At 63.8% G+C, this 24941-nt stretch carries 23 protein-coding genes; 14 read left to right on the forward strand and 9 right to left on the reverse strand.

All coding sequences use genetic code 11. From position 1 onward, the window contains the following. Positions 1 to 106: 106 nt before the first annotated feature. The 7 genes from NLM31_RS18980 (at position 107) to NLM31_RS19010 (ending at position 8788) form a co-directional block, all read left to right on the forward strand. Positions 107 to 346, forward strand: coding sequence for a hypothetical protein (locus NLM31_RS18980; protein WP_254135380.1), 240 nt, complete (start codon positions 107 to 109; stop codon positions 344 to 346). A 233-nt stretch (positions 347 to 579) separates the two neighbouring features. After that, positions 580 to 2988 (forward strand): TonB-dependent siderophore receptor, encoded by a 2409-nt coding sequence (locus NLM31_RS18985; protein ID WP_254193240.1) that lies wholly within the window; start codon positions 580 to 582, stop codon positions 2986 to 2988. A gap of 305 nt (positions 2989 to 3293) precedes the next feature. Next, positions 3294 to 5810 (forward strand): TonB-dependent siderophore receptor, encoded by a 2517-nt coding sequence (locus NLM31_RS18990; protein WP_254193241.1) that lies wholly within the window; start codon positions 3294 to 3296, stop codon positions 5808 to 5810. A gap of 20 nt (positions 5811 to 5830) precedes the next feature. Then, positions 5831 to 6520, forward strand: a complete 690-nt coding sequence (locus NLM31_RS18995) for a Fe2+-dependent dioxygenase (RefSeq protein WP_254130820.1) — start codon at positions 5831 to 5833, stop codon at positions 6518 to 6520. Then, positions 6517 to 7521, forward strand: a complete 1005-nt coding sequence (gene exbB, locus NLM31_RS19000; RefSeq protein ID WP_254193242.1) for a tonB-system energizer ExbB — start codon at positions 6517 to 6519, stop codon at positions 7519 to 7521. Before NLM31_RS18995 ends, exbB begins: the two co-directional genes overlap by 4 nt. Positions 7522 to 7524: 3 nt before the next feature. Continuing rightward, positions 7525 to 7986 (forward strand): TonB system transport protein ExbD, encoded by a 462-nt coding sequence (gene exbD, locus NLM31_RS19005; protein ID WP_254130822.1) that lies wholly within the window; start codon positions 7525 to 7527, stop codon positions 7984 to 7986. 10 nt (positions 7987 to 7996) lie between these two features. Further along, on the forward strand, positions 7997 to 8788 hold the full coding sequence (locus NLM31_RS19010; RefSeq protein WP_254193243.1) for a TonB family protein: 792 nt from the start codon (positions 7997 to 7999) through the stop codon (positions 8786 to 8788). A 3-nt stretch (positions 8789 to 8791) separates the two neighbouring features. On the opposite strand, the gene NLM31_RS19015 is transcribed toward NLM31_RS19010, so the two are convergent. From NLM31_RS19015 to NLM31_RS19025, 3 genes are all read right to left on the reverse strand, one after another. Further along, a complete protein-coding gene (locus NLM31_RS19015) occupies positions 8792 to 9214 on the reverse strand; it encodes a hypothetical protein (protein WP_254135381.1) in 423 nt (140 codons plus the stop codon). A gap of 108 nt (positions 9215 to 9322) precedes the next feature. Beyond that, a complete protein-coding gene (locus NLM31_RS19020; protein ID WP_254130824.1) occupies positions 9323 to 10003 on the reverse strand; it encodes a site-2 protease family protein in 681 nt (226 codons plus the stop codon). A 74-nt stretch (positions 10004 to 10077) separates the two neighbouring features. After that, entirely contained in the window at positions 10078 to 10944 is an 867-nt protein-coding gene (locus NLM31_RS19025) for a LysR family transcriptional regulator (protein ID WP_254193244.1), read from the reverse strand. Between the two features lie 91 nt (positions 10945 to 11035). On the opposite strand from NLM31_RS19025, the gene NLM31_RS19030 reads away from it, so the two are divergent. Continuing rightward, entirely contained in the window at positions 11036 to 11947 is a 912-nt protein-coding gene (locus NLM31_RS19030; protein ID WP_254193245.1) for a DMT family transporter, read from the forward strand. Positions 11948 to 11949: 2 nt separating this feature from the next. Here the strand turns inward: NLM31_RS19030 and NLM31_RS19035 are convergent, their stop codons facing one another. The 6 genes from NLM31_RS19035 to NLM31_RS19060 all read right to left on the reverse strand — a co-directional run bounded on the left by NLM31_RS19035 (position 11950) and on the right by NLM31_RS19060 (position 18321). Then, positions 11950 to 12342: a GFA family protein gene (locus NLM31_RS19035; protein ID WP_254130827.1), complete on the reverse strand. Its 393-nt coding sequence runs from the start codon at positions 12340 to 12342 to the stop codon at positions 11950 to 11952. Further along, positions 12339 to 13496 carry a serine hydrolase gene (locus NLM31_RS19040; protein ID WP_254193246.1) on the reverse strand — a complete coding sequence of 386 codons (1158 nt, stop codon included), beginning with the start codon at positions 13494 to 13496 and terminating at the stop codon, positions 12339 to 12341. Before NLM31_RS19040 ends, NLM31_RS19035 begins: the two co-directional genes overlap by 4 nt. 31 nt (positions 13497 to 13527) lie before the next feature. Continuing rightward, complete coding sequence (locus tag NLM31_RS19045; RefSeq protein ID WP_254193247.1) at positions 13528 to 14274, reverse strand: SDR family NAD(P)-dependent oxidoreductase; 747 nt, start codon at positions 14272 to 14274, stop codon at positions 13528 to 13530. 123 nt (positions 14275 to 14397) lie between these two features. Then, on the reverse strand, positions 14398 to 15129 hold the full coding sequence (locus tag NLM31_RS19050; protein WP_254193248.1) for an SDR family oxidoreductase: 732 nt from the start codon (positions 15127 to 15129) through the stop codon (positions 14398 to 14400). Between the two features lie 137 nt (positions 15130 to 15266). Then, a complete protein-coding gene (locus tag NLM31_RS19055; protein WP_254193249.1) occupies positions 15267 to 17096 on the reverse strand; it encodes an IlvD/Edd family dehydratase in 1830 nt (609 codons plus the stop codon). Between the two features lie 127 nt (positions 17097 to 17223). Continuing rightward, on the reverse strand, positions 17224 to 18321 hold the full coding sequence (locus NLM31_RS19060) for a LacI family DNA-binding transcriptional regulator (protein WP_254130832.1): 1098 nt from the start codon (positions 18319 to 18321) through the stop codon (positions 17224 to 17226). Positions 18322 to 18527: 206 nt separating this feature from the next. Between NLM31_RS19060 and NLM31_RS19065 the strand changes: the two genes are divergently transcribed. From NLM31_RS19065 to NLM31_RS19090, 6 genes are all read left to right on the forward strand, one after another. Next, complete coding sequence (locus NLM31_RS19065; RefSeq protein ID WP_254130833.1) at positions 18528 to 19589, forward strand: ABC transporter ATP-binding protein; 1062 nt, start codon at positions 18528 to 18530, stop codon at positions 19587 to 19589. A gap of 57 nt (positions 19590 to 19646) precedes the next feature. Beyond that, complete coding sequence (locus NLM31_RS19070; RefSeq protein WP_254130834.1) at positions 19647 to 20960, forward strand: ABC transporter substrate-binding protein; 1314 nt, start codon at positions 19647 to 19649, stop codon at positions 20958 to 20960. 67 nt (positions 20961 to 21027) lie between these two features. After that, positions 21028 to 21975, forward strand: coding sequence for a carbohydrate ABC transporter permease (locus NLM31_RS19075; RefSeq protein ID WP_254130835.1), 948 nt, complete (start codon positions 21028 to 21030; stop codon positions 21973 to 21975). A gap of 2 nt (positions 21976 to 21977) precedes the next feature. Beyond that, the gene (locus NLM31_RS19080) at positions 21978 to 22853 is read left to right on the forward strand and encodes a carbohydrate ABC transporter permease (protein WP_254130836.1); all 876 of its coding nucleotides are present in this window, start codon (positions 21978 to 21980) and stop codon (positions 22851 to 22853) included. 73 nt (positions 22854 to 22926) lie between these two features. Continuing rightward, positions 22927 to 23913: a D-erythronate dehydrogenase gene (denD, locus tag NLM31_RS19085; RefSeq protein ID WP_254130837.1), complete on the forward strand. Its 987-nt coding sequence runs from the start codon at positions 22927 to 22929 to the stop codon at positions 23911 to 23913. 30 nt (positions 23914 to 23943) lie between these two features. Then, positions 23944 to 24924 carry a sugar kinase gene (locus NLM31_RS19090; RefSeq protein WP_254193250.1) on the forward strand — a complete coding sequence of 327 codons (981 nt, stop codon included), beginning with the start codon at positions 23944 to 23946 and terminating at the stop codon, positions 24922 to 24924. The last annotated feature ends 17 nt before the right edge of the window (positions 24925 to 24941 follow it).

Here is a 24941-nt window from a genome sequence, read left to right on the forward strand (position 1 = left end):
TTTCGGATTGATCGCAGTTAGGATGGTTCTAAACCGGCGGCATGCCGTTGCGGTTGTCAGGAAAATCAGTGTCGTTCATATCGGCCCGCCACAACGGGAGCACATGATGGACGAGCTGAACGGCAAGCTGATCGCGTGTCAGATCTTGATCACGGGGTTGATCGCGCGCGTCGCCAACGAGCAGCGTGATCCCTTGCGCTTCCTCACCGACTTTCGCGACGAGATCAAAGCCGTCGTCAACGGCATCAACATCGCCGGCATGGACAACTCCGATCGTGTGCGCGCGACCGCGCAGCGCACCGTCGACGAATTGTTCTCGTTGATGAAGCCGCCGAGCAGCGACTGACGGCTGCGCAAAATGATGCGCGAAGACAAGCGCCGTCGTTTCTGATTGCTTCAATATGTCGCGCGACATTTCATCGTTTCCGATTCGAAATTTTAGAATCGATTTGAACTAGAGCGATTCAAGTGGTCGCGCGCGTCTCCTCGCATTGACCTGATTTTTCGTGATCGATAGCACCGCCTCATCGTTCGTCGCGCATGTCGCGGATCGACGAATATAAATTGGGGTGCGTTGGAATGGGGCTGGCGGTGGCTCCGCGATCGTTGCGTGCGATCGCGGCAAGGAATTCGTTTGAACTCGATGGCAATTCCGGCAAGGCGGTGTCCGCCGTCGCCGGCCTGATTGCAGTGGCGTCGGTCTCGGGCGGCGCACAGGCGCAGCAGTCGAGCCTGCCGCCGGTGAATGTCGATGCGCCGGTCGAGCGTTCGCGCCCGGCAGCCTCCAAGCCGACGCCGGAGCAGGTCCGTGCGCGCAACGCGCTTCGCCGCGCTGCGCAGCGCCAGCAGGCGCAGCAGCAGGCCGCCGCCGCGGCACCGGCCCCGGCCGGTGCAGTGGATCGCAATCCCTATGCCGATCCGGCTGCGCCCTACAAGGTCGACCACGTCCAGGCCTCCGGCAAGTTTCCCGAGCCGATGCTGAACACGCCGAAGACGATCACGGTGCTGAGCAAGGAAGTGCTCGAGGACAAGAATGCGACGACGCTGAAGGAAATCGGGCGCTCGACCGCCGGCGTGACGCTGGGGTCGGGCGAGGGCGGCAACGCCTTCGGCGACCGCTTCTTCATCCGCGGCTTCGACGCGCGCAACGACGTCTTCATTGACGGCATCCGCGATCCCGCCGTGTCGATCCGCGAGAACTTCTTCACCGAGCAGATCGAGATCCTGCGCGGACCGGCATCGTCCTATGCCGGCCGCGGCACCGCCGGCGGCGCCATCAACATCGTCACCAAGCAGGCCGGCGACGTCAATTTCAAGCGGATGGATACCGAGTTCGGCACCGACCGGACGAAGCGGGTCACGCTCGACGTCAACCAGGTCGTCGATCCGACCTTCTCGGTGCGCACCGGCGGCCTGTTCCAGGACGCCAATGTTGCCGGCCGCAACTACGTGACCGACGATCGCTGGGGCACGTTCCTGTCGACCAAGTATACCCCGACCAACGACATCAAGATCACGACGAACTACGTCCACACCGATCTCAGCGGTCTGCCCGATTTCGGCGTGCCTTATTACAAGCAGGGCAACGTGCCGGTGACGTCGGCCGGCATTCCGCGCGGGACCTGGTACGGCTTCCTCAACCGCGACTTCCAGACCGCGCGGCAGGATTTCGGCACCGCGACCGCAGAGTACAAGGTCAACGAAGCCATCACGCTGACCAGCAAGGTGCGCGGCGAGCATTCGCTGCTGAACTATATCGGCACGCTGCCGCAGAACCCGGTGACGACCAACATCAATCCGCTGCTCTGGACCACGACGGCGAGCGCGCAGAGCCGCTACCAGACCGTGGACGTGTGGGCCAACCAGAACGAGGCCACGTTCAAGCTCGACACCGGCGGGGTCAAGCACACCGCGGTGTTCGGCGTCGAATACACCAACGAGAACATCTCGATCGATCGTTACTCGGGTCTTGCATCGGAGCTGGCGGGCTCCGGCTTCACGAGCAACGGGGCTCTCTCGGGGATCAATCTCTACAACCCTCAGTCCACTTACGTCGGTGGCTTCGGCACACCGACGCTGACGGGCAATCCGACGCGCTACGGTGTCAACACCAGCAGCGTCTACGTCATGGACACCGCGAACTGGCAGGACACCGTCATCGTCAATGGCGGCATCCGCTACGACGGCTACAACATGAGCTCGTCGACCAATGCGGCCTATCTGAAAATGAACTCCGATCTGGTCAACTATAACGTCGGCCTGGTCTATAAGCCGATGTCGATCGGCAGCATCTATGCGGCCTACGCGACCTCGGCCAATCCGTTCGGCTCGGAGCTCGACGCGACCGGCACCGATTACGGTGGCGTTCCCGCCAACACGACCGTTCTGCTCGGGCCCGAGCGCAACAAGGCGGCGGAGGTCGGCACCAAGTGGGAGCTCGCCGATCGTCACCTGCTGGTCTCTGCGGCGCTGTTCCAGACCACGAAGGACAATGCGCGCGAGACCAACGCTGCGGGCCTCCTCACCTCGGGCGCGGCCTACAAGATCCAGGGCATCGACATCGAGGCCGAGGGCAAGATCACCGATCGCTGGAGCATCTTCGGCGGCCTGGTGCTGATGCAGTCCAAGGTCACGCAGAGCAACATCGCCTCCAACCTGGGCCTGCAGCTCGCCAACGTCGCCCACCAGTCGTTCAGCATGCTGACCAAGTACAAGTTCGACGGCGATTGGGAAGTCGGCGGGCAGGCGGTGTATCGCTCCAAGGTCTATGGCGGCACGTTCGCGGCCAACACCGGCAACGAGCTGCCGAGCTACTGGCGCTTCGATGCGTTCGTCGAGAAGAAGATCGACAAGAACTGGACCATGAAGTTCTACGCCCAGAACCTCACCAACAAGCTCTACTACGACACACTCTATCGCAGCGCCGTGCCGTTCGTCGCGGTCGCGCCGGGGCGGGCGTTCTACATCGTCACGACGGCCAAGTTCTGATGACGTTCTGATTGCGCCGTTCCAAAAACGGGATGCCTGCCACGGCAGGCGTCCCTGCGCTCCTGCAATCGACCACGATGCGCGCCATCCGCAACTTGGTACCAGTTTAGAACGCTTACAAACTTCAGTTTAGAACGGTTCAAACTGAAATGCGTGAGCAAGTTTAGAATCGCTATGAAGTGGCTGGTTTGTTGCCCAGTGTTGCCGTGATCGCGTTGACCCCCCTGAACACGCTCGGTAGCACCAATGCGTCGCGTTGTCGCAACGCGACTATTGGAAGCAGAAGAAGCACAGTGGGGCGTGTGATGGGCGTTACAAGAACACCGCGGTCGTTGCGTTCGGTCGCGGTTCGGAAATCATTGGGCAGCAATCTCGATGGCGCGACCGGCAAGACCGTGTCTGCCGTCGCGAGCCTGATCGCGGCCGCGTCCGTCTCGGGCGGCGCGCAGGCGCAACAATCGACGCTGCCCCCCGTCAACGTCGATGCCCCGAAGGAACGTCCGCGCTCCACCGCTGCAAAGCCGACACCCGATCAGGTTCGCGCCCGCAATGCGCTGCGCCGTGCCGCGCAGCGCCAGCAGGCAGCAACGGCCCCGGTCGTTGATGCGGCCGGGCCGGCGCCCGATCGCAATCCCTATGCGGATCCGGCTGCGCCGTACAAAGTCGATCACGTTCAGGCCGGCGGCAAGTTTCCCGAGAAGCTGGTCGATACGCCGAAGTCGATCACGGTGCTCAGCAAGGAAGTGCTCGAGGACAAGAACGCCACGACGCTGAAGCAGGCGATTTTGAGCACCGCCGGCGTGACCCTGGGCACAGGCGAGGGCGGCAACGCTTTCGGCGACCGCTTCTTCATCCGCGGCTTCGATGCTCGCAACGACGTCTTCATCGACGGCGTGCGTGATTCCGGCGTCAGCGTGCGTGAAAACTTCTTCACCGAGCAGGTCGAGATCCTGCGCGGCCCGGGCTCGACTTTCGCGGGTCGCGGTACCGCTGGTGGTGCGATCAACATCGTCACCAAGCAGGCGACGGCGGAGAAGAGCTTCTACAACATGGATACCACGTTTGGCACCGACAAGACCAAGCGCGTGGTGCTCGACGTCAACCAGGTGATCGATCCGAGCTGGTCTGTGCGTGCGGGCGGCATGTTTCAGGACGCGGGCGTTGCCGGGCGCGATTACGTCAAGGACAATCGCGACGGCGCGTTTGTTGCCACGACCTGGAAGCCGATCGATGCGGTCAAAATCCAGGCGAACTACATTCACACCGAACTGACCGGCCTGCCGGACTTCGGCGTGCCGTACTACCGGCCGAGCACGGCGAGCACAGCCGGCGGCCCGTTCCCCGACTTCGGATCGAACAGAAACGCCTGGTATGGCTTCGTCAATCGCGATTTCTTCCGAACCGGTCAGGACATCGGCACTCTCAATGCCGAAGTGCAGATCACGCCAGACCTGTTGCTCACCAACAAGTTTCGGGATTCTTATTCCACCCAGAACTACATTGGCACGCTTCCGGAAGGCCCGGTTCTGGCTACCCCGTTGTCGGCCTCGACGCTCAGCGCCAATCCGCAGAGCCGTTTCCAGACCACGAACGTGATCGCCAACCAGACCGAGGCGACTTACAAGTTTAGTGACGGTGCTGGATTCAAGCACACGGCTCTGGCCGGTTTCGAATACGACAACGAGAGATTATCCATCGACAAATATACCGGTCTCAGCTCCGAAGCTCTACCCGGAGGTTTCAGCGGGTCGGGATCGTTGTCCGGCGTGAGCGTCTTCAATCCGCAGTTCACGAATCTTCCGTTCGGAATTCCCGGGGGCCTGTCGGGTCTGCCCACCAAGGTCACCATCGACACCAAGAGTGTCTACGTGATGGACAGCGCGAACTACAACGACCAGCTGATCCTGAACGGCGGCTTTCGCTATGATGATTACAACATCAAGGCGACCGGATATGGCACCGTTGGAGGTGTGGCAAACGTCTTTGGCCAGCAGCAGCAAGAATACTTGATGCCGAATTTCAACCTCGGCCTCACGTTGAAGCCGCTGCCGAACGGGAGCGTCTACGTCGCTTATGCCACCTCGTCGAACCCCGTCGGTGCCGAATTCGACGGCACCAGCGTTCAGTATGGTGGCTTGGCTCCATCCCTGAACGGCAATCCCAACCAGATATTCGGGCCCGAAAAGAACAAGGCGATCGAACTCGGCACAAAATGGGAGCTGTTCAACCGGCATCTGCTACTGACCGCTGCGCTGTTCCAGACGGAGAAGGACAACGCGCGTGAATCCCGCAACATAGCTGGGGCCGGGGGGAGCATCGTGTCCCTCATTACCGCGGGCGCGGCCTATCGCATTCGCGGCATCGACCTCGGCGTCGGCGGCAAGATCACCGACAAATGGAGCGTCTTCGGCGGCTTGGTGTTGATGCAATCGGAGGTCACCAAGTCGCTGATCCCGCCGGCGAACACGACCCTGTACACCACGAACGTCGGCCTGCCGCTCTCGAATGTCGCGCACCAGTCGTTCAGCATGCTTTCGAAGTACCAGATCAACGACGTGTGGGAGCTCGGCGGCCAGGCGGTGTACCGTTCGAAGATCTACGGCGGCACGTTCCTCGCGGCCAACCAGGGCACCTCGATCCCCAGCTACTGGCGCTTCGACATGTTCGCGGAAGCGAAGATCAACAAGAACTGGCAGGTCAAGCTGTTCGTCAACAACATCTTCGACAAGCGTTACTACGACGCGCTGTACCAGAGCGCCGCGCCCTTCGTGCTGGAAGCACCGGGACGGGCCGCCTATCTGGTCCTTTCGGCGCGCTACTGATGGAGAAATAACGAGGTGCCATGCTGACATGCATAGACGGCGTCCTGAGCAAGGAAGATGTGGCGGATTTCCGCCGCATCATGGACGCCAGTGAATGGGAAGACGGCCGTTCCACCGCGGGCGCGCAGTCAGCAATGGTCAAGCGCAACGAGCAGTTGCCGCCGGATAGCGAGGTCGCGCGCAAGCTCGGCCATCGCATCATCTCGGCGTTGACGGCGAACCCGCGATTTCTGGCAGCCGCGATCCCGCTCCAGATCTTCCCGCCGCTGTTCAACCGCTATGCGGCGGACAGCGGCCACCATTTCGGCCTGCATGTCGACAACGCGATCCGCGGCGACCGGCTGACCGGCCTTCGCATCCGCACGGATCTGTCGGTCACGCTGTTCCTCAGCGAGCCTGAGGATTACGACGGTGGCGAACTTGTGATCGAGGACACCTACGGCTCGCACGAAGTCAAGTTGCCAGCCGGGGACTGCGTGCTCTATCCCTCGACCAGCCTGCATCTGGTCACGCCGGTGACCAGGGGAGCGCGGGTTGCGTCTTTCTTCTGGCTCCAGAGCATGATACGGGACGATCAAGCTCGCAGCATGATCTTTGATCTCGACACCGCCATTCAGGCGCTGGTGGCACGGCTCGGGCGTGACGATCCCGAAACGGTCAAATTGACGGGTATCTATCACAACCTCATTCGCTACTGGGCCGAAGTATGAAGATCACATCTTTCCAAGCAAGCCTCGCTGCAGCCGTGCTGCTGACGGCCACCTGGCTCGCAGCTCCTGTTTCTGCCCAGACACAAACCCAGCCGGCCGCGCCGGCACGGCCCGTTGCGGCGCCGGCACCCGTGGCGGCCCAGCCGGCTCCGGCTGCTCCCGCAGTTGCGGCACAGCCGAATGTTGCGGCGCCCGCGCCGTCGACGGCCGCCCCCGTGGTGGCTGCGCCCGCGGCCGCCGCGCCCAGCGCGACCGAGGCTAGCGTCGCCCCGGCATCCGAGGCGGCGCCGAAGGCCGGCATCGCGCCGGCCATGAAGGAATTGTCGCCCTGGGTGATGTTCATGTCGGCGGACATCATCGTGAAGGCGGTGATGATCGGGCTTGCCTTCGCCTCGCTCGTGACCTGGACCGTCTTCATCGCGAAGTCGATCGAACTGTCGGTCGCGTCCGCCAAGCTCCGGTCGGCCTTGAAGAAGATCGCCGAGGTTCGCTCGCTTGCGGAAGCCCAGATGGCGCTCGGCACCAAGCAGGGCATCCTGCCGTCCTTCCTGGCGGCAGCGCTGCGCGAGGCGCGGATGTCGGCGGGCCTCTCCAGCGACACCGGCATCAAGGAGCGCGCGGCCTCGAGCTTCGCCGAGATCGTGCGCGCCGAACAGCGCCGTATTCGCATCGGCATGGGCTTCCTCGCCACCATCGGCTCGACGTCGCCCTTCGTCGGCCTGTTCGGTACCGTCTGGGGCATCATGAACAGCTTCATCGGCATCTCGAAGTCGCAGACGACGAACCTCGCTGTCGTCGCTCCCGGTATCGCCGAGGCACTGCTCGCGACCGCCATCGGCCTTGTCGCGGCGATCCCGGCCGTCATCATCTACAATCACTTCTCGCGCGTGACGAAGGGCTATCTCGAGCTCGTCAGCCGCGCCTCGGGAGCGGCGGCGCGGCTGTTGTCGCGCGATCTCGATCGTAGCCACGGCAGCGCACATTCGCGCGCGGCGGAGTAGGCCATGGCTGTCTCGCTCACCGACAACGATGACGACGACGACTTCTCGGAAACGCATGACATCAACGTCACGCCGTTCATCGACGTCATCCTGGTGCTGCTGATCATCTTCATGGTCGCGGCTCCCTTGTCGACGGTCGATCTGCCGATCGACCTGCCGACCTCGAGCGCGACGCCGCAGAAGAAGCCGGACAAGCCGACCTATGTCAGCATCAAGCCCGATCTGACGCTCGCGATCGGCGAAAACGCGGTCAAGCGGACCGACCTGGTCAGTTCGCTCGACGCCATCGCCGACATGAGCAAGGACAAATACGTGTTCCTGCGCGCCGACAAGGCCGTGCCTTACGGCGAGTTGATGGGCGTCATGGAAATCCTGCGGTCCGGCGGCTATTCTCGGATCAAGCTGGTGGCGCTCGAAGCACCTCCTGCGGCGGCTGGGCCGGCGCAGGGGGCGGTCCAACCCTGACGGCAGCGCGATGTCCGACCCTGTAATCGACGCAAAACCATCCCGGCGGCTCTGGATTCTGGCCGCGATCGCCGCGATTGGCCTGCATCTCGGCGGGGCTGCGCTGGCGCTCGCCAACCTTCGTGCCGACGACGGCGACGATGGCCTCGGCGCCAACGGCGCGGAATACGCCGTCGAGATGACCTCGCCGAAGCTTCCCGAGACGGATCTGCCTCCCGGCCCGGATAGCGAAGCCTCGCAGTATCAGCCGCAGCAGATGCAGCAGCAGGCCGAGGTTCACGAGACCGATCTGCCGAAGGAAATACCTCAGGAGGCCGAAGACCCGGACCGCCTCGTCACCGAGAACGACTCCAAGAAGCCGGTCGAGGACACCACGAAAGTGGCCAAGGTCGAAACCCAGGCCGTCGAGGAGATGCCGAACGCCCAGGAATCGGCGAGGCAGGCGCTACACGAAGACGCGCGCGAGGACGAGAAGGCGGCTGCCCCCAACCAGGGCATCGGCAAGGACCTTCGCAAGCTGACGGCCGAGTGGGGCAAGCGGATCAGCGCCTATTTCGAGCTGCACAAGCGCTATCCCAAGGACAAGAGCAAGACGACGACGGTCAAGCTCAGCCTGGTCCTGAACCGACGCGGCAATGTCGTGTCAGTCGACGTGGCCGAGTCCTCCGGCGATCCCGCCTTCGACAGCGAGGCCATCTCCATGGTGCGCCGCTCGGATCCCGTGCCGGTCCCGCCGGCCGACCTGACGGACGATCAGTTCGCCTTCAGCCTGCCGGTGAATTTCAAGAAGCCGTCGAAATAACCTTCAGCGCCAGTAGAACTTGATCGAGACGTAGACCACGACCAGGCAGGCGAAGATCAGCGCCACCGGGAGGGGGCGCTTCTCGGTTCCACCGAACATCGCCGCTCCGAACATGGCGGCCTTCTTCGGCTTGGGGGCCGGGCGCCGGAAGGCGGTAACATTGTCCGCCACCGGCTCAGCCGGCCGCGAGCGGACGTCGGGCGGGTTCCCGGCGCCACCCATCTCCAGATAGTAGGATTTGTAGACCTCGGCGATGGTGGCTTCGGCCGCCTCGCCCTCGCTCATCCGCTCCAGCAGCTTCTTGTAGCCGTCGAGGAAGCCCTGTGCGTCCGCAGGCAGCGCCGACAACCCATTCAGCTTGGCCATCATCTTCCAGGTGGCGAAATCGGCGCGGGCACGGGTGTCGGCGCGTCGCGCGATCAGCATATCGGCAGCTTTGACCAAGTTGGCCTCTAGCCCTTCGGCTTTGTCTTCAAGTGCAGGATCTTCAAGTCCGGGATCTTCAAGTGCATGGTCTTGAAGGAGTGTCTTCAACTACGCATTGCCGGTAGCGAAGAGAACAGCTTGAATCACATAACCGGTCAACGTTCGCAGTATTGCTGAAATAACATCAAGATTTAGACCGAACTGGGAACCCGCAAGCGGCAGCAGGATCAGAAGCGCGATCAGGATCATCATGCCGTACGGCTCGAGCCGTGACAGCGGCAGGGCAAGCGGCCGTGGCAACAACCCGACCGCGACCCGTCCGCCGTCCAGCGGCGGGATCGGCATCATGTTGAAGACCGCCAGCACGGCGTTGATCAGCAGCGCATTCTTGAGGTTGTCGAAGATCCATTGCGCCGAACTGGCGGGCGCCAGGGGTAGGGCGTGCAGGGCGAGGCCAGCGACCAGCGCCAGCAGGATGTTGGTGACGGGGCCGGCCAGGGCGACCCAGACCATGTCCAGCTTCGGATTGTTGAGGTTGCGAAAGTTCACCGGCACCGGCTTGGCGTAGCCGAACAGGAAGGGCGAATGCGCAAACAGCAGCATCGCCGGCAGAATCAGCGTGCCGAACGGGTCGATATGGCGCAGCGGATTGAAGCTGACGCGGCCGAGCTGCCAGGCGGTGTTGTCGCCGAGGCGGTGCGCGACGAAGCCGTGCGCCGCCTCGTGGAAAGTGATGGCAAGCACCAGCGGCAGCACCCACACCGAGAGGTCATAGAGGGAAATGTTCAATTTGCATCTCGTCCGGTTTTGCTCGTCGCCTTGCAGACGACCTGGCCAGACCGGCGGTGCAGCAACGCTTCGGCTCAAGATAGGATGGCCGGTTCCGAAATGCCACGCTGCAAATGATCGGCAAGCCGGGCCGCCGGGCGCGGCAGGTTGCGCGCGCGGTGGAGGCGGATGTCGGCCGCGGGAAGCGGCGGCAGGCCGTCGCGTGCGCCGAGAGCGCGGAGCCGAGGCGGCAGGATGCCGGCCTTCACCACGGTAATCGCAAGGCCCTCCGCCGCGATCGATTCCACCGCCGCCAGCGTCCGGCTGACGAAGGCGAGCCGCCACCGCCGGCCGGCGCGATCGAGCGCGTCTGCGGCCCATTGGCGAAACAGGCAACCGGGCGGGTACAGCGCGACGGGCAGAGTGTCTTCAGCCGTAGCGCGGCAGGCGGTGGCCGCCGCCCAGACGGCCTGTTCGCGCCGCAACAGCTCGCCGTCGCCACGCCCTTGCGGATGCATGGCGATGACGAGGTCATAGGCTTCGCCGAGCCGCGCCGGCATCGTCGCGGTCAGCCCGGTCTCGATCTCGACCCGCACCGCCGGATACTCCTTGGCAAAGCTCGCCAGCAGGGGCGGAATGACGATCGTGCCATAATCGTCCATCACGCCGAGGCGGATGACGGCTTCCGGCTTGCGTGCGCGTAACGCGCCGATTGCTTCGGCATGGAGCGCAAGGATGCGCTGCGCATAGGCCCGCAACTCGTCGCCCGCGGCGGTCGGCACGATTCCGGCCCGATTGCGGTGAAACAGCTTTGCGCCGAGCCGCTCCTCGAGGCGCCTGACCTGCACGCTCACCGCCGACTGGGTGCGGTTGAGCTGATCGGCCGCGCGCGTGAACGAGCGATGCTCGGCGACGGCGAGAAAAGCCCTCAGCAGATCGGGATCGAGATCGGGCGCGGTCATGATGGAACGTTATCCCAGCATGACGGAAATTCCATTCCCAGTTTGGGCACGGCCCGTATGCTCTTCGTCCAGGCGTTCGACGGGAGGGATGGTGGGCGAGATTCTTGGCGTTCTGGCTGCGGTGCTATCGAGTGCGTTCGGCGGCACCTCGATCGGTGCGACGCGCTATCTCGTTGGCAGCATCGATCCCCTGGCGATCGGCTCGTTCCGGTTCGGGATCGGCTTTCTGCTGCTGCTGCCGCTGACATGGCTGCGTGGCGATCGCTGGCCGTCGCGGGGCGACTGGGCTGTTGCTGTCGGGCTCGGCATCCTCTTCTTCGCGCTGTTTCCGATCCTGTTCAACGCATCGCTGATCTTCACGACAGCCGCGCGCGGCGCGCTCGCGCTGTCGACGCTGCCGCTGTTGACGCTCGTGATAGGCGCCGCGCTCGGCAGCGAGGCGCTGAGCTGGCGCAAATCGATCGGCGTCGTGGTGGCAACATCAGGCGTTGCCGTCGCGTTGCTCACGGACCTCAACGCGGCGCCATCGGGCGCCTGGCGCGGCGATCTCCTGATGATGGCGGCTGCGCTGTGCATGGCGCTGTACGGCATCTGGTCGAGGCCGTTGATCCGGCGCTCCAGCCCGATCGCCTTCACCACCATGAGCATGGCAGCGGGCGCCGTCTGCCTTGTCCTGCTCTCGTGTTTCCGCGGCAGTTTTGCGCCCGTCGCAAATTTCGGCACGCCGCAATGGCTCGCCGCGCTTTACCTCGGCGCCTTCGGCGCGGCGCTGACCTTCTATCTCTGGGCCTTCGCGCTGGAGCGGACGACGCCGACGCGCGTAGCGATCTCGGTGACGGTCAATCCGATCACGGCATCGCTCGTCGGTGCCTTTCTGCTGAACGAGCCGCTGCGCTGGAATCTCGCCGCCGGCATCGTCGCGGTGTTTGCGGGAATCTGGCTGGCCACGACGACAGGACGGCGCGTTGAGACCGCCAGCTTGCCTGCTTCAAGCCGGCCCTGACGTTACGCCGGGATCGTCCTCTCATATTGCTTGAGGCCGTCGTCGAGCTTCAGCCAGGCGAGCTTTTCCGACACCCAGATGTGCTCGGTCGGCGCGAAGGCATTGCGGTCATCGAAGGTCGCGAGCGCCACGCCGGCCAGCGTGCCGTTGCGCCGCCAGGAGAACAGCCGGGTTCCGCAATTCTTGCAGAACACGCGCTCGATGGCCTCGGACGATGCGTAACGGCCGGTGTCGCCCTCGACCGTCAGCGCTTTCTGGTCGAACTGGGCGCGAACGAAGTAAGGCGAGCCCATCGCCTTCTGGCACATGCGGCAATGGCAGATGCGCACATTCAGCGGCTCGCCCTCCGCCTTGAACCGCACTGCGCCGCACAGGCATCCACCTTCTCTAATCATGCCACCCGCCATTCGCTGACTTGCCGCGCCATGTTCCAGTTGAGCTCATCGAGTTCGTCATCCATCTTGGTGTTCGGCCGGCTGACGTTGGTGAAGGCGGCCCAGCAGAAGCCGCCATGGGTTCTGACCGCAATGGTGCTGGTGCCGGGCAGGCTGCCATTGTGCCACCAATTGCCTGAACTGTTGATGCAGAATCCCTTGGCATAGTCCGGGCTATAGCTCGGTGCCGTGGTCATGACCTGGATGGTGCGCGGCCGCAGGATGTTCGCCGGCCGCGCATAGCCGTCGACGTGCATCAGGAACTGCACGAGGTCGGTCGGAGTCGCGATCCAGCCGCCATGGGAATCCATGCGGCGGACGTTCATCTCGTAGGGACTTTCGACCTTGCAGTAATAGGCGACTTCGCCGGCCTGGCGCTGGTCGCTTGTGTTGCCTGCGATCGTCATGTCGGTGATGCCGCAACGGCCAAGTACCTCGGCGCGGACATGTTCGGCATAGCGCTGGCCGGTGAGCTTCTCGATCACGCGGCCCAGCACGCAATAGCCGAAATTCGAGTAGGCATAGTGCTGGCCCGGCGGACGGTCCAGCGGCCGGTTCGCTAGCGTCCAGGTGATCAGCTGCGCGTGGTCCATGTGCGGATGCGTGAACATGGGATCGCGGTTGTCGTTGGTCCAGCCGCCGCCGGTATGTGTCAGGAGATGCTCGAGCGTGATCTGGTCGATGCCGGGCGAGTAGGGTGGCGCACCGTAATCGGTGCCGAGCAGCGCGCCGGGACCGAACACGCGGTCGGTGAGCTTGACCCGGTTCTCCTCGATCAGCCGAAACAGCGTGACCGAGGTGATCATCTTGCTGACGCTGGCGATGCGAAACAGATGCTGCGGCGTCGTTGCTTCATTCTGCTCGCGATCGGCGACGCCGAAGGCGGCCTGATGGACGATCGCACCCGCATAGCCGATCGCAAAAGAGAGCCCCGGCACGTCGAACTTGCCCATGAAGCTCTGCGCCAGCCGGCCCATCGCCGCGCGTTCGGCCGGCGAGGGCGGGCGGATGCTCGGCGGGTTGGGCGCGAGCTGCGCCAGCGTTCGTTGCGACAGCAGCGGCAGCGCGCCTGCGCCGGCTGCGAACTTCACAAAATCCCGACGCCCAAGCTGCATGGTCCGCCTCCCTGGACGGACCATCACGCTCTCAATAGGTCGCCCGTCCCCCGGAAATATCAAAGACCGCGCCGGTGGAGAAGGCACAATCTTCGGATGCAAGCCACGCGGCCATCGCGGCGAGCTCTTCCACCAGGACGAAGCGGGCTTTGGGGATTTTCGACAGCATGAAATCGATATGCTGCTGCGTCATCTGGTCGAAGATCGCAGTCTTCGCCGCCGCCGGCGTCACGGCATTCACGAGAATGTCATGGGCGGCGAGCTCCTTGCCGAGCGACTTCGTCAGCGCGATCAGGCCGGCCTTCGACGCCGAATAGTGCGAGGCGTTCGGATTGCCTTCCTTGCCGGCGATCGAGGCGATGTTCACGATCCGCCCGTATTTCTGCTTGAGCATCACGGGCACGATCGCCTTGCAGACGATGAAGGGGCCGTCGAGGTTGATGCGCAGCACCTTGCGCCATTCCTCGAGATCGGTCTCCCACACCGGCTTGTTGACGCCGGCGATGCCGGCATTGTTGACGAGGATGTCGATCTTGCCGAAGGCGGCAAGCGTGGCATCGCGCGCCTGCTCGACGCCTGCGGTGTCGGTGACGTCGACCTTGACGACGCGGACGCTGTCGCCGATTTCCTTCGCCGTCTTCTCGGCCAGCGCGGCATCGAAATCCCAGATCGCGACCTTGGCACCGGAGGCGACGAAGCGCTCGGTGATCGCGCGGCCAAAACCCTGCGCGCCGCCGGTGACGACGGCGACGCGGCCCTGGAGATCAATCTTGTTCATCGATGAATCCTCTTATCTGTCCCTCATGGTGAGGAGCGCACAACTGGCGCGCGTCTCGAACCATGGAGCCCGTGGCCCATCCCTCGAGACGGCGCTGGCGCGCCGCCTCGGGATGAAGAGTGATCAGAGCATGTAGCCGCCGTCGACGACGAGGTCGACGCCGGTGGTGAACGCGCTCTCGTCGCTGCCGAGATAGATCGCCATGTTGGCGATTTCGTCGGCGGTGCCGAGCCGGCCCATCTTCTGGCGGGAGATGAACATCTCCTTGCCCTGCGGTCCCTGGGCTGCGGCGCGATCGAGCATCGAGGGGGTCTCGACCGTGCCGGGGCAGATCGAGTTGCAGCGGATGCCCTTGGTGATGAAGTCGAGCGCGACCGCGCGGGTCAGCAGCGACACGGCGGCCTTCGAGGAGCTGTAGACGTAGCGGTTCGCTGGCGGCCGCAGCGCCGCGCAGGACGAGATGTTGACGATGCTGCCGCCGCCGCCCGCGAGCATGTCGGGCAGGAACGCCCTGATGGTCCGGTGCATCGACTTGACGTTGAGGTCGAACGAGAAATCGAAATCCTCCTCCGAGCACTCCAGGATGGTGCCGTGATGCACGAAGCCGGCGGCGTTGAGCAGGATGTCGATCTTGCCGATGCGCTTGGCGAAGGCGTTGACGTCGGCGGTGTTGCGGACGTCGAGCTTTGCGACCTCGGCGATGCCTTCCTTGGTCAGGCCGGCGATGCCGGCCTCGTTGATGTCGGTGGCGATGACGGTTGCGCCTTCACGCGCGAATGCGAGGGCGCATGCGCGCCCGATGCCTGCCGCTGCAGCCGTGATGACGGCGCGCTTACCCTTGAGGCGGTCTGCCATGTTCTTGTTCTCCTCACCTTGAAAATTTGACTGTTGGTTTCTCGTCATTGCGAGCGAAGCGAAGCAATCCAGATTCTTGCCGCGGGGGCAGTCTGGATTGCTTCGTCGCTACGCTCCTCGCAATGACGGTGTCGCTGTCAGTGATTATCCCGCGGCACGCCAAACGCGGCGGCGATGTTCTGGTAGCGCGTGGCGAGCTCCATGCAGGCGCCGGTCGATTGCTGGCCGACGGTGTTGCGATAGATCTCCTGCCAGGGCGTCTGGTTCGCCGGGTGCTTGAAGCCGCCGCTGGCCTTCAATTCGGCGTGGCGCTTCTTCAACTCGTCGTCCGAGATCAGGATGTTGGCGCTGCCCTTGTTGAGGTCGATGCGCACCTTGTCGCCGGTCTTGAGGATCGCAAGGCCGCCATTGGCGGCGGCTTCCGGCGAGGCGTTCAAGATCGACGGCGAGCCCGACGTGCCGGACTGGCGACCGTCGCCGATGCAGGGCAGGGACAGGATGCCGCGTTTGATCAGGGCGGCCGGCGGCTGCATGTTCACGACCTCGGCGCCGCCGGGATAGCCGATCGGGCCGGTGCCGCGGATGAACAGCACGCAGTGCTCGTCGATGTCGAGCGAAGCGTCATCGATCCGCTCGTGATAGTCCTCCGGACCCTCGAACACGATCGCGCGGCCCTCGAAGGCATTCGGATCCTTCGGGTTGACGAGATAGCGGTCGCGGAATTCCTTGGAGATCACGGAGGTCTTCATGATCGCGGAATCGAACAGATTGCCCTTCAGCACCAGGAAGCCGGCGTCCTTCACCAGCGGCTTGTCATAAGCCCAGATCACGTCGTTGTCGGGCTTCGGCGCATCCTTGCAGTTCTCGCCGACGCCGCGGCCGTTCACCGTGACCGCGTCCTCATGGATGCGCTTGTGCTTCATCAATTCGCGCACCACGGCCGGCACGCCGCCGGCGCGGTGGAATTCCTCGCCGAGATAGAAGCCGGCCGGCTGCATGTTGACCAGCAGCGGCACGTCATGGCCGAACTTCTGCCAGTCATCGATCGACAGCTCCACGCCGATATGGCGGGCCAGCGCATTGATGTGGATCGGCGCGTTGGTCGAGCCGCCGATCGCCGAATTGATGACGATGCAGTTCTCGAACGCTTTGCGGGTCAGGATGTCCGAGGGCTTGAGGTCTTCCCAGACCATCTCGACGGCGCGCTTGCCCGTCTCGTAGGCGATCTGGCCGCGCTCGCGGTAGGGGGCCGGAATCGCCGAGCAGCCCGGCAGCGAGAAGCCGAGCGCTTCGGCAAGGCCGTTCATGGTCGAGGCCGTGCCCATGGTGTTGCAATGGCCGACCGAAGGCGCCGAGGACGCCACGATCTCCATGAACTCTTCATAGTCGATCTCGCCCGCGGCGAGCCGCTCGCGCGACTTCCAGACGATGGTGCCGGAGCCGGTGCGCTCGCCGGCATGCCAGCCGTTGAGCATCGGGCCGCCCGACAGCACGATCGCGGGCAGGTTCACGGTCGCCGCCGCCATCATCAAGGCGGGCGTGGTCTTGTCGCAGCCGGTGGTCAGCACCACGCCGTCGAGCGGATAGCCGTAGAGGATCTCGACCAGGCCGAGATAGGCGAGGTTGCGGTCGAGCGCCGCGGTCGGGCGCTTGCCGGTCTCCTGGATCGGGTGGGTCGGGAATTCCATCGCAATGCCGCCGGCCTCGCGGATGCCTTCGCGGACGCGATGGGCGAGCTCGATATGATGGCGGTTGCAGGGGGAGAGGTCGTTGCCGGTCTGGGCGATGCCGATGATCGGCTTGCCGGACTGCAGCTCGGCGCGGGTGAGGCCGTAGTTCAGATAGCGCTCCATGTAGAGCGCGGTCATGCCCGGATTATGCGGGTTGTTGAACCAGTCCTGCGAGCGAAGGTGGCGGCGGGTGCCGTTACCGGCGGGCGCATGCCCATTGGTTGGCTTTTTTGTCATTGGATTCTCCTTCAATGCAAACGCACGGGCCGGCGTCCGGGATGCCGATCGGTGCGATGCCCGGCAGCGCGAGCATGTCGTGACGGCCCGCCTGCTGGCGAACGTTTCCTGATGGCAGGGATACTACTCATGGGTCGTTGGTAACGCTATCATTTTGTACGGCTGGCGCCCATTCCGGCGTGTGCGGGCCGGCCGCGAGCCGCTGCGTCTGCGAACTCTGCCGCTCGATCACGGTAAAGCCGAGATCGAGCACGGGCTCCTCGGGACGCTTGCCTTCGATCGCCTCGATCAGCATCGCGGCAGCAGCGCTGCCCATTTCGTAGCGGTTGGTCCGGACGCTCGTCAGCGTCGGCACCGAGGAGGCCATGAATTCGAGGTCGTTGAACCCGACGATCGCGATCTGATCGGGGACTGCGATGTCCCGTCGGCGGCATTCGAACAGCACGCCGAGCGCGAGGTCGTCATTGGCGCAGAACACCGAGTCGATGCCGGGCTCGCGCGCGAGCAGATCGGCGAACAGCGCACCGCCGAGCGTGACCGAGGTCGGCGTCGCCGTCGTCACGATCAGTCTTTGGTCGAACAGGCCGGCGTCCTTCATGGCCGCGACGTAGCCGTCGAGCCGGCGCTGCACCCGCGGGTCCATGCGCGCGCCGACAAAGCCGATCCTGCGGTGGCCCTGCGCGAACAAATGAGCAATCGCCGCGCGCGCTGCATCATAATGGGAAAAGCCGATCATCATGTCGACCGGGTTGGGCCCGATCTCCATGATCTGCACGATCGGGCAGTCGGCCGCCTCCAGCATCGCGCGCGATTCCGTGGTCTGGTCGATGCCCGTGACGATCAGTCCCGCCGGCTTCTGCGCCAGAAACAGGCGCAACAGTTTCTCCTCCTGGAGGATGCTGTAACGCGTGTTGGATAGCTGGATCGAGTAACGGCTGCTTTCGGAGGCGTCATAGATGCCGCGCAGCACGTCGGAGAACACGTTGTTGGTCAGTGACGGAATCAAGACACCGATCACCTCGGTGCGCTGCGAGGCCAGCGCGCGTGCCGCAAGGTTGGGCACATAGCCGAGCTCCCGGGCCGCGCTTTCGACCCGCGTCCGCTTGGCGACCGACAGCGCCTCGGGATTGCGGAAGAAGCGGGAGGCCGTAATGGGGCTGACGCCGGCGAGCTCGGCGACTTCCGCCAACCGAATCTTGCCCGACTTGGTGCGCTTTCGTCCCATTTGTTGCTCTTAACACAGCCACTCCCGCAAACAAAGGATCGTTGACAGCGCTACCAGCAACGACTAACCAAAGACAAATTGCCAAAGCCGCACAAACTGCCGACAATGTCGCCTGTTAAGAGGGGCTTCGGGTCGGCGAAGTTCAGAAAAAACAAGACGGTGGCGGCGCCACAGTTGCGTCGTCTAAGTCGGAGGAGGGAGCCTAGATGTCGTCTGTGCAAATCCGCGACGTGCGGAAATCGTTCGGCAATTTTGAAGTCCTGCACGGCGTCTCGATTCCGATCGAGGACGGCCAGTTCGTCGTCCTGGTTGGCCCTTCCGGCTGCGGCAAGTCGACGCTTCTGCGCATGCTCGCAGGCCTCGAGAACATCACCTCCGGAACGATCTCGATCGGCGACCGCGTCGTCAACAATGTCCAGCCCAAGGAGCGGGACATTGCGATGGTGTTCCAGAACTACGCGCTCTACCCGCACATGACGGTCGGCGAAAACATGGGCTTCTCGCTGAAGCTGCGTAACGCCGGCTCCGACGAGATCAACAAGCGCGTCAAGCGCGCTGCCGAAATCCTCGCGCTGACGCCGTTGCTCGAGCGCTATCCGCGCCAGCTCTCCGGCGGCCAGCGCCAGCGCGTCGCCATGGGCCGCGCCATCGTGCGCGATCCCCAGGTATTCCTGTTCGACGAGCCCTTGTCGAACCTCGACGCCAAGCTGCGCGTCGCCATGCGCACCGAGATCAAGGAGCTGCACCAGCGGCTCAAGACCACGACCGTCTACGTCACCCACGACCAGATCGAGGCCATGACCATGGCCGACAAGATCGTCGTGATGCATGACGGCATTGTCGAGCAGATGGGCACGCCGCTCGAGCTCTACGACAAGCCGGAGAACCAGTTCGTCGCGGGTTTCATCGGCTCGCCCGCGATGAACTTCCTGAAGGGGCATGTCCGCGTCAACGGCGTTGCGACCTTCGAGGGACCGAACGGCGTCAGGCTGCCGCTCAAGAGCGCGCCGGCGGGCTCCGATGGCAAGCCTGTGGTCTATGGCGTCCGTCCCGAGCATTTCACCATCGCCGATGACGGTGCCGACGCCGAGATCGTCGTGGTCGAGCCGACCGGTTCGGAGACGCAGGTGTTTGCGAAGGTCGGTGGCGAGCAGGTCGTCGCGGTTTTCCGCGAGCGTCACCAGTTCAACCCGGGCGACAAGGTAAAGCTGAAGCCCGATCCGGCCCTGGTGCATCTGTTCGACGAGGCGACCGGCAAGCGCATGTAGCGGCGTTTCGTGACGTAAGACGACTAAATACAAAATATAAAATTCAGGGAGAGAACGATGAGCCATTTCGACAGGCGTAGTGTGCTTAAAGCCAGCCTGGGCGGCGCAGCTTTGCTCGCTGGCCCAGGGATCGTCCCGGTGCGTGCTGCGGAGTGGACCAACACGCCGGAGCCGAACGCCTCCATTCGCGTGCTGCGCTGGAAGCAGTTCATCCAGGCGGAGTTCGACAAGTTCGCCGAGCAGACCAAGAAGTTCTCCGAAAAGACCGGCATCAAGGTCAAGCTCGAGGCCGAGAGCTGGGAAGACATCCGCCCGAAGGCCGCGGTCGCGGCCAATGTCGGCGCCGGTCCGGATCTGATCGTCGGCACGCTCGACGATCCCTTCAAGTTCCCCGAGAAGCTGATCGACGTGACCGACGTCGCCGACTATCTCGGCAAGCAATATGGCGGCTGGTATCCGGTGGCCGAGCGCTACGGCAAGAAGGGCAACAACTGGATCGCCATCCCGCAGGGCGCGACCGGCGGCTGCCTCAACTACCGCATCAGCCACGTGAAGGCCGCGGGCTTCGAGGAATTCCCCAAGGACACCGACGGCTTCCTCAAGCTGTGCCAGGCCCTGAAGAAGAACAACACGCCGGCCGGCTTCGCGCTCGGCCATGCCACGGGCGACGCCAACGGCTGGTGCCAGTGGGCGCTGTGGGCGTTCGGCGGCAAGGTCGTCAACGACAAGAACGAGGTCGTGATCGACTCGCCGGAGACGATCGCCGCGATCGAATACGTCAAGCAGCTCTATGCGACGTTCATTCCGGGCGTGCTGTCTTGGAACGACTCGAACAACAACAAGGCGTTCCTCAACGGCGAACTCAGCCTCACCCTGAACGGCATCTCGATCTGGACCGTCGGCAAGAACTCGACCGATCCGAAGCAGCAGGAGATCGCCAAGGACATGAACCACGCGCCGATGCCGATCGGCCCCGTGGGCGTGTCGACCGAGCAGCAGAACGTGCTGGTCTACTACGGCTACAAGCACTCGAAGTATCCGAAGGCGGTCAAGGAATTCATCAAGTTCATGATGGACAAGGAGAACTACGACGCGTGGGAGGTGGCCTCCAACGGCTACGTCTCGCCGCCGCTCCCGGCCTATAACGACAACCCGGTCTGGACCTCCGATCCCAAGATCACGCCGTATCGCGACTGCCTGAAGCGCTGCCGCGACAACGGCTATGCCGGCGATCTCGGCTACGCCTCGGCCGCCGTCATGGGCGACTTCGTGGTGGTGGACATGTTCGCGGAAGCCGCATCCGGCTCGGCCACGCCGCAGGAAGCAGCCAAGCGCGCTGCCGAGCGTGCCAAGCGCTACTACCAGGTCTGATCAGCCACAGGCGGCGGCGTCCGGTTTGCTGGGCGCCGCCGTTGTCGTTCTTTGAGGGGAGTCCGACATGGCCGTTATCGCCGAGCCCGCCGCTGCGGAAGTCAAGCGCAGCAGCTTGTGGAGCAGGGCGTTCGAAAGCCGGCATTTTCTCGGCGCCATGTTCATGGTGCCGGCGATCGCGATCCTGATCCTGTTTCTGGCTTATCCGCTCGCGCTCGGATTCTGGCTCGGCATGACCGACACCAAGATCGGCGGCGTCGGTCGTTACATCGGCTTCCAGAACTTCGTCTCGCTGTCCAAGGACAGCGTGTTCTGGCTGTCGGTGTTCAACACCATTTTCTACACGGTGTTCGCGAGCATCGTGAAATTCGCGGTCGGACTTTACCTGGCCCTGCTGCTCAACGAGCGGCTGCCGTTCAAGTCGATGGTCCGCGCCATCGTGCTGTTGCCCTTCGTGGTGCCGACCGTGCTGTCGGCGATCGCGTTCTGGTGGATCTATGACAGCCAGTTCTCGATCATCTCCTGGGTGCTGATCAAGGCGGGCCTGTTGACCCACTACATCGACTTCCTCGGCGATCCCTGGAATGCGCGCTGGTCGGTGGTGCTCGCCAACATCTGGCGCGGCGTCCCCTTCGTGGCCATCACGCTGCTGGCGGGATTGCAGACGATCTCGCCGTCGCTTTACGAGGCCGCCAATCTCGATGGCGCCACCAACCTGCAGCGCTTCCGCCACATCACGCTGCCGATGCTGTCGCCGATCATCGCGGTGGTGATGACGTTCTCGGTGCTGATGACGTTCACCGACTTCCAGCTGATCTACACCATCACGCGCGGTGGCCCGATCAACGCGACCCATCTGATGGCGACGCTGTCGTTCCAGCGCGCCATCACCGGCGGCAATCTCGGCGAGGGCGCGGCGATCTCGAACGCGATGATCCCGTTCCTGGTCGCGGCAATCCTGTTGAGCTTCTTCGGGCTTCAGCGCTCCCGTTGGCAGCAGGGCGGGAGGGACTGACCATGACCACCGTGGACGACCAAAGCGTCGGAATGGACTATCTGGAAAGCTTTCCGCGGAAGTTCCTCCGCGTCTACCTTCCGCTCGGCCTGATCATCGTCTTCCTGCTGTTCCCGTTCTACTGGATGGCGGTGACGACGTTCAAGCCGGACGCGGAGATGTACGACTATGAGAAGTACAATCCGTTCCTGATTGCGCATCCGACGCTGGAGCACATCAAGAAGCTGTTCTTCGACACGGACTATCCGTTGTGGATGTGGAACACCGTCATCGTCTCGGTGTCCTCGACCTTCATCTCGCTGTTCGCCAGCGTCTGCGCGGCCTATGCGATCGAGCGCCTCCGCTACAAGGGCTCGCGCTATGTCGGCCTTGCGATCTTCCTCGGCTATCTCGTCCCGCCCTCGATCCTGTTCATTCCGCTGGCGGCGATCGTGTTCCAGCTCGGCCTGTTCGACGGCAATCTGGCGCTGATCCTGACCTATCCAACCTTCCTGATCCCGTTCTGCACCTGGCTCCTGATGGGCTATTTCCGCACCATCCCGTACGAGCTTGAGGAATGCGCGCTGATCGACGGGGCGACGCGGCTGCAGATCCTGACCAAGATCACGCTGCCGCTGTCGCTGCCGGGGGTGATCTCGGCGGGCATCTTCGCCTTCACGTTGTCCTGGAACGAGTTCATCTACGCGCTGACCTTCATCTCCTCGTCCGAGAACAAGACGATTCCGGTCGGCGCCATCACCGAGCTCGTCAATGGCGACGTCTACCATTGGGGCGCCCTGATGGCGGCGGCCCTGACCGGCTCGGTCCCCGTAGTTATCCTTTATTCCTTCTTCGTAGAGTACTATGTGTCGGCGATGACCGGCGCCGTGAAGGAATGATCGCGGGGCCTGCCTGAGAACGCGTCAGTAGATCAAGGGCGGCGCGTTCCGGCCAATAAGAAGGAGTAGGCTCTTGCACATTCTGGTTCTGGGTGCTGCCGGCATGGTCGGCCGCAAATTGTGTGAACGTCTCTTGCGCGACGGCCGGCTCGGCAAGAGCGACATCACCAAGCTGACCATGCACGACGTGGTCGAGCCCAAGAAGCCGGAGAAGGCCGGTTTCCCCGTCGAGACCGTCTCGGGCGATTTCGCCGTGCCGGGCGCTGCCGAAAAGCTGATCGCCGGCCGTCCCGACGTGATCTTCCATCTCGCCGCGATCGTCTCGGGCGAGGCCGAGCTCGATTTCGACAAGGGCTACCGCATCAATCTCGACGGCACGCGGATGCTGCTTGACGCTGTCAGGCTCGTCGGCGGCGGCTACAAGCCCCGCGTCGTGTTCACGTCCTCGATCGCGGTGTTCGGCGCGCCGTTCCCGGATGCGATCGGCGACGAGTTCTTCCACACGCCGCTGCTCAGCTACGGCACCCAGAAGGCGATCGGCGAGCTGCTGCTGGCGGATTATTCGCGCCGCGGCTTCCTCGACGGCATCGGCATTCGCCTGCCGACCATCTGCATCCGTCCCGGCCTGCCCAACAAAGCGGCATCGGGCTTCTTCTCCAATATCCTGCGCGAACCGCTCGCCGGCAAGGAAGCGGTTCTCCCGGTCTCCGAGGACGTCCGCCACTGGCACGCCACGCCGCGCTCGGCCGTCGGCTTCCTGCTTCATGCCGGCACCATGGACCTCGCCAAGGTCGGTCCGCGTCGCAACCTGACCATGCCGGGCTTCTCGGCCACGGTCGGCGAGCAGATCGCCGCGCTCAGGCGGGTCGCGGGCGACAAGGTCGCCGCGCGCATCAAGCATGAGCTCGATCCGTTCATCGTCGGCATCGTCGGTGGTTGGCCGCGCAATTTCGAGGCGAAGCGGGCGCGCGAGCTCGGCTTCACCACCGAAGAGAAGTCCTTCGACGATATCATCCGCATCCACATCGACGACGAGCTCGGCGGCAATTTCGTCGCCTGATCGTTGGAGATGAACAGCGTGGACATGACGATGGCGAGCGTTGCTTGCATCGGTGAATGCATGGTCGAGCTCCGGCAGGCTCAAGGTGGACAGTCCACCGGCCAGTCTGCCGGGCAGGGCGGTGGCCTGTTCTCGCGCGGCTTCGGCGGCGATACCCTCAACACGGCGGTCTATCTGGCGCGGCTCGAGATCAAGGTCGACTATCTCACCGCGCTCGGCGACGACGGCATGAGCGAGGAGATGATCACGGCCTGGAATGCCGAGGGCGTCGGCACGCGGCGCGTGGTGCGGCTGCCGGGCAAGCTGCCCGGCCTCTACATGATCCAGCTCGATGCCAATGGCGAGCGCCAGTTCTTTCACTGGCGCGACAGTGCGGCGGCGCGGCAGCTGATGAGCCTGCCGGAGACCGACGAGCTGCTCAACTCGCTGATGAGCTACGACATCGTCTATCTCTCGGCGATCACGCTCTCGATCTACGACGCCGCCGGACGCGACCGCCTGTTCGCGGCGATCAAGCGCGCCCGGCTGCTCGGCACCCGCTTCGTGTTCGACACGAATTTTCGCGCACGCGGCTGGCCCGACCGAGACGTCGCGCGCGAGGTGTTTGCCGCGGCGTTCGCGGCGGCCGACATTGTGCTGACCTCGACCGAGGATCTGCTCGCGCTCTATCCCGGCGAAAGCCGTGAACAGCTGATGGCGCGCATCCCGACGCCCGAGCTGGTGTTCCGCCTGGCCGAGCCCGTCAGCATGCTGCGCTTTCCCGGGGCGACCTATGAGGTCCACGCCGAACCAATGACCAAGCCGGTCGTTGACACCACGGCGGCCGGGGACAGCTTTGCCGCGGCCTATATCGCGGCCCGGCTCGGCGGTTCCGATCCGGTCGAGGCCGCCCAGGCCGGGCATCGCCTCGCCAGCCTCGTGATCTGCTATCCCGGCGCCATCATTCCGGGCTATGCCATGCCGCCGAAGAAGCGGCACCGGCCGGCGACCACGCGTCAAGCGACCAAGTGAAACGAAAAGATCCCAGA

The sequence above is a fragment of the Bradyrhizobium sp. CCGUVB4N genome (genome assembly GCF_024199945.1).
In the GTDB taxonomy this organism is placed as follows: Bacteria; Pseudomonadota; Alphaproteobacteria; order Rhizobiales; family Xanthobacteraceae; genus Bradyrhizobium.

Coding starts and splice junctions, on each gene's coding strand:
- NLM31_RS19090 (WP_254193250.1), top strand. CDS start 23,944: ATGGCGAGCGTTGCTTGCATCGGTGAATGCATGGTCGAGCTCCGGCAG.
- NLM31_RS19075 (WP_254130835.1), top strand. CDS start 21,028: ATGGCCGTTATCGCCGAGCCCGCCGCTGCGGAAGTCAAGCGCAGCAGC.
- NLM31_RS19055 (WP_254193249.1), bottom strand. CDS start 17,096: ATGACAAAAAAGCCAACCAATGGGCATGCGCCCGCCGGTAACGGCACC.
- NLM31_RS18995 (WP_254130820.1), top strand. CDS start 5,831: ATGCTGACATGCATAGACGGCGTCCTGAGCAAGGAAGATGTGGCGGAT.
- NLM31_RS18985 (WP_254193240.1), top strand. CDS start 580: ATGGGGCTGGCGGTGGCTCCGCGATCGTTGCGTGCGATCGCGGCAAGG.
- NLM31_RS19010 (WP_254193243.1), top strand. CDS start 7,997: ATGTCCGACCCTGTAATCGACGCAAAACCATCCCGGCGGCTCTGGATT.
- exbB (WP_254193242.1), top strand. CDS start 6,517: ATGAAGATCACATCTTTCCAAGCAAGCCTCGCTGCAGCCGTGCTGCTG.
- NLM31_RS19050 (WP_254193248.1), bottom strand. CDS start 15,129: ATGGCAGACCGCCTCAAGGGTAAGCGCGCCGTCATCACGGCTGCAGCG.
- NLM31_RS19080 (WP_254130836.1), top strand. CDS start 21,978: ATGACCACCGTGGACGACCAAAGCGTCGGAATGGACTATCTGGAAAGC.
- NLM31_RS19040 (WP_254193246.1), bottom strand. CDS start 13,496: ATGCAGCTTGGGCGTCGGGATTTTGTGAAGTTCGCAGCCGGCGCAGGC.
- NLM31_RS18980 (WP_254135380.1), top strand. CDS start 107: ATGGACGAGCTGAACGGCAAGCTGATCGCGTGTCAGATCTTGATCACG.
- NLM31_RS19015 (WP_254135381.1), bottom strand. CDS start 9,214: ATGCTGATCGCGCGACGCGCCGACACCCGTGCCCGCGCCGATTTCGCC.
- NLM31_RS19025 (WP_254193244.1), bottom strand. CDS start 10,944: ATGACCGCGCCCGATCTCGATCCCGATCTGCTGAGGGCTTTTCTCGCC.
- NLM31_RS19065 (WP_254130833.1), top strand. CDS start 18,528: ATGTCGTCTGTGCAAATCCGCGACGTGCGGAAATCGTTCGGCAATTTT.
- exbD (WP_254130822.1), top strand. CDS start 7,525: ATGGCTGTCTCGCTCACCGACAACGATGACGACGACGACTTCTCGGAA.
- NLM31_RS19070 (WP_254130834.1), top strand. CDS start 19,647: ATGAGCCATTTCGACAGGCGTAGTGTGCTTAAAGCCAGCCTGGGCGGC.
- NLM31_RS19045 (WP_254193247.1), bottom strand. CDS start 14,274: ATGAACAAGATTGATCTCCAGGGCCGCGTCGCCGTCGTCACCGGCGGC.
- NLM31_RS19060 (WP_254130832.1), bottom strand. CDS start 18,321: ATGGGACGAAAGCGCACCAAGTCGGGCAAGATTCGGTTGGCGGAAGTC.
- NLM31_RS18990 (WP_254193241.1), top strand. CDS start 3,294: ATGGGCGTTACAAGAACACCGCGGTCGTTGCGTTCGGTCGCGGTTCGG.
- NLM31_RS19035 (WP_254130827.1), bottom strand. CDS start 12,342: ATGATTAGAGAAGGTGGATGCCTGTGCGGCGCAGTGCGGTTCAAGGCG.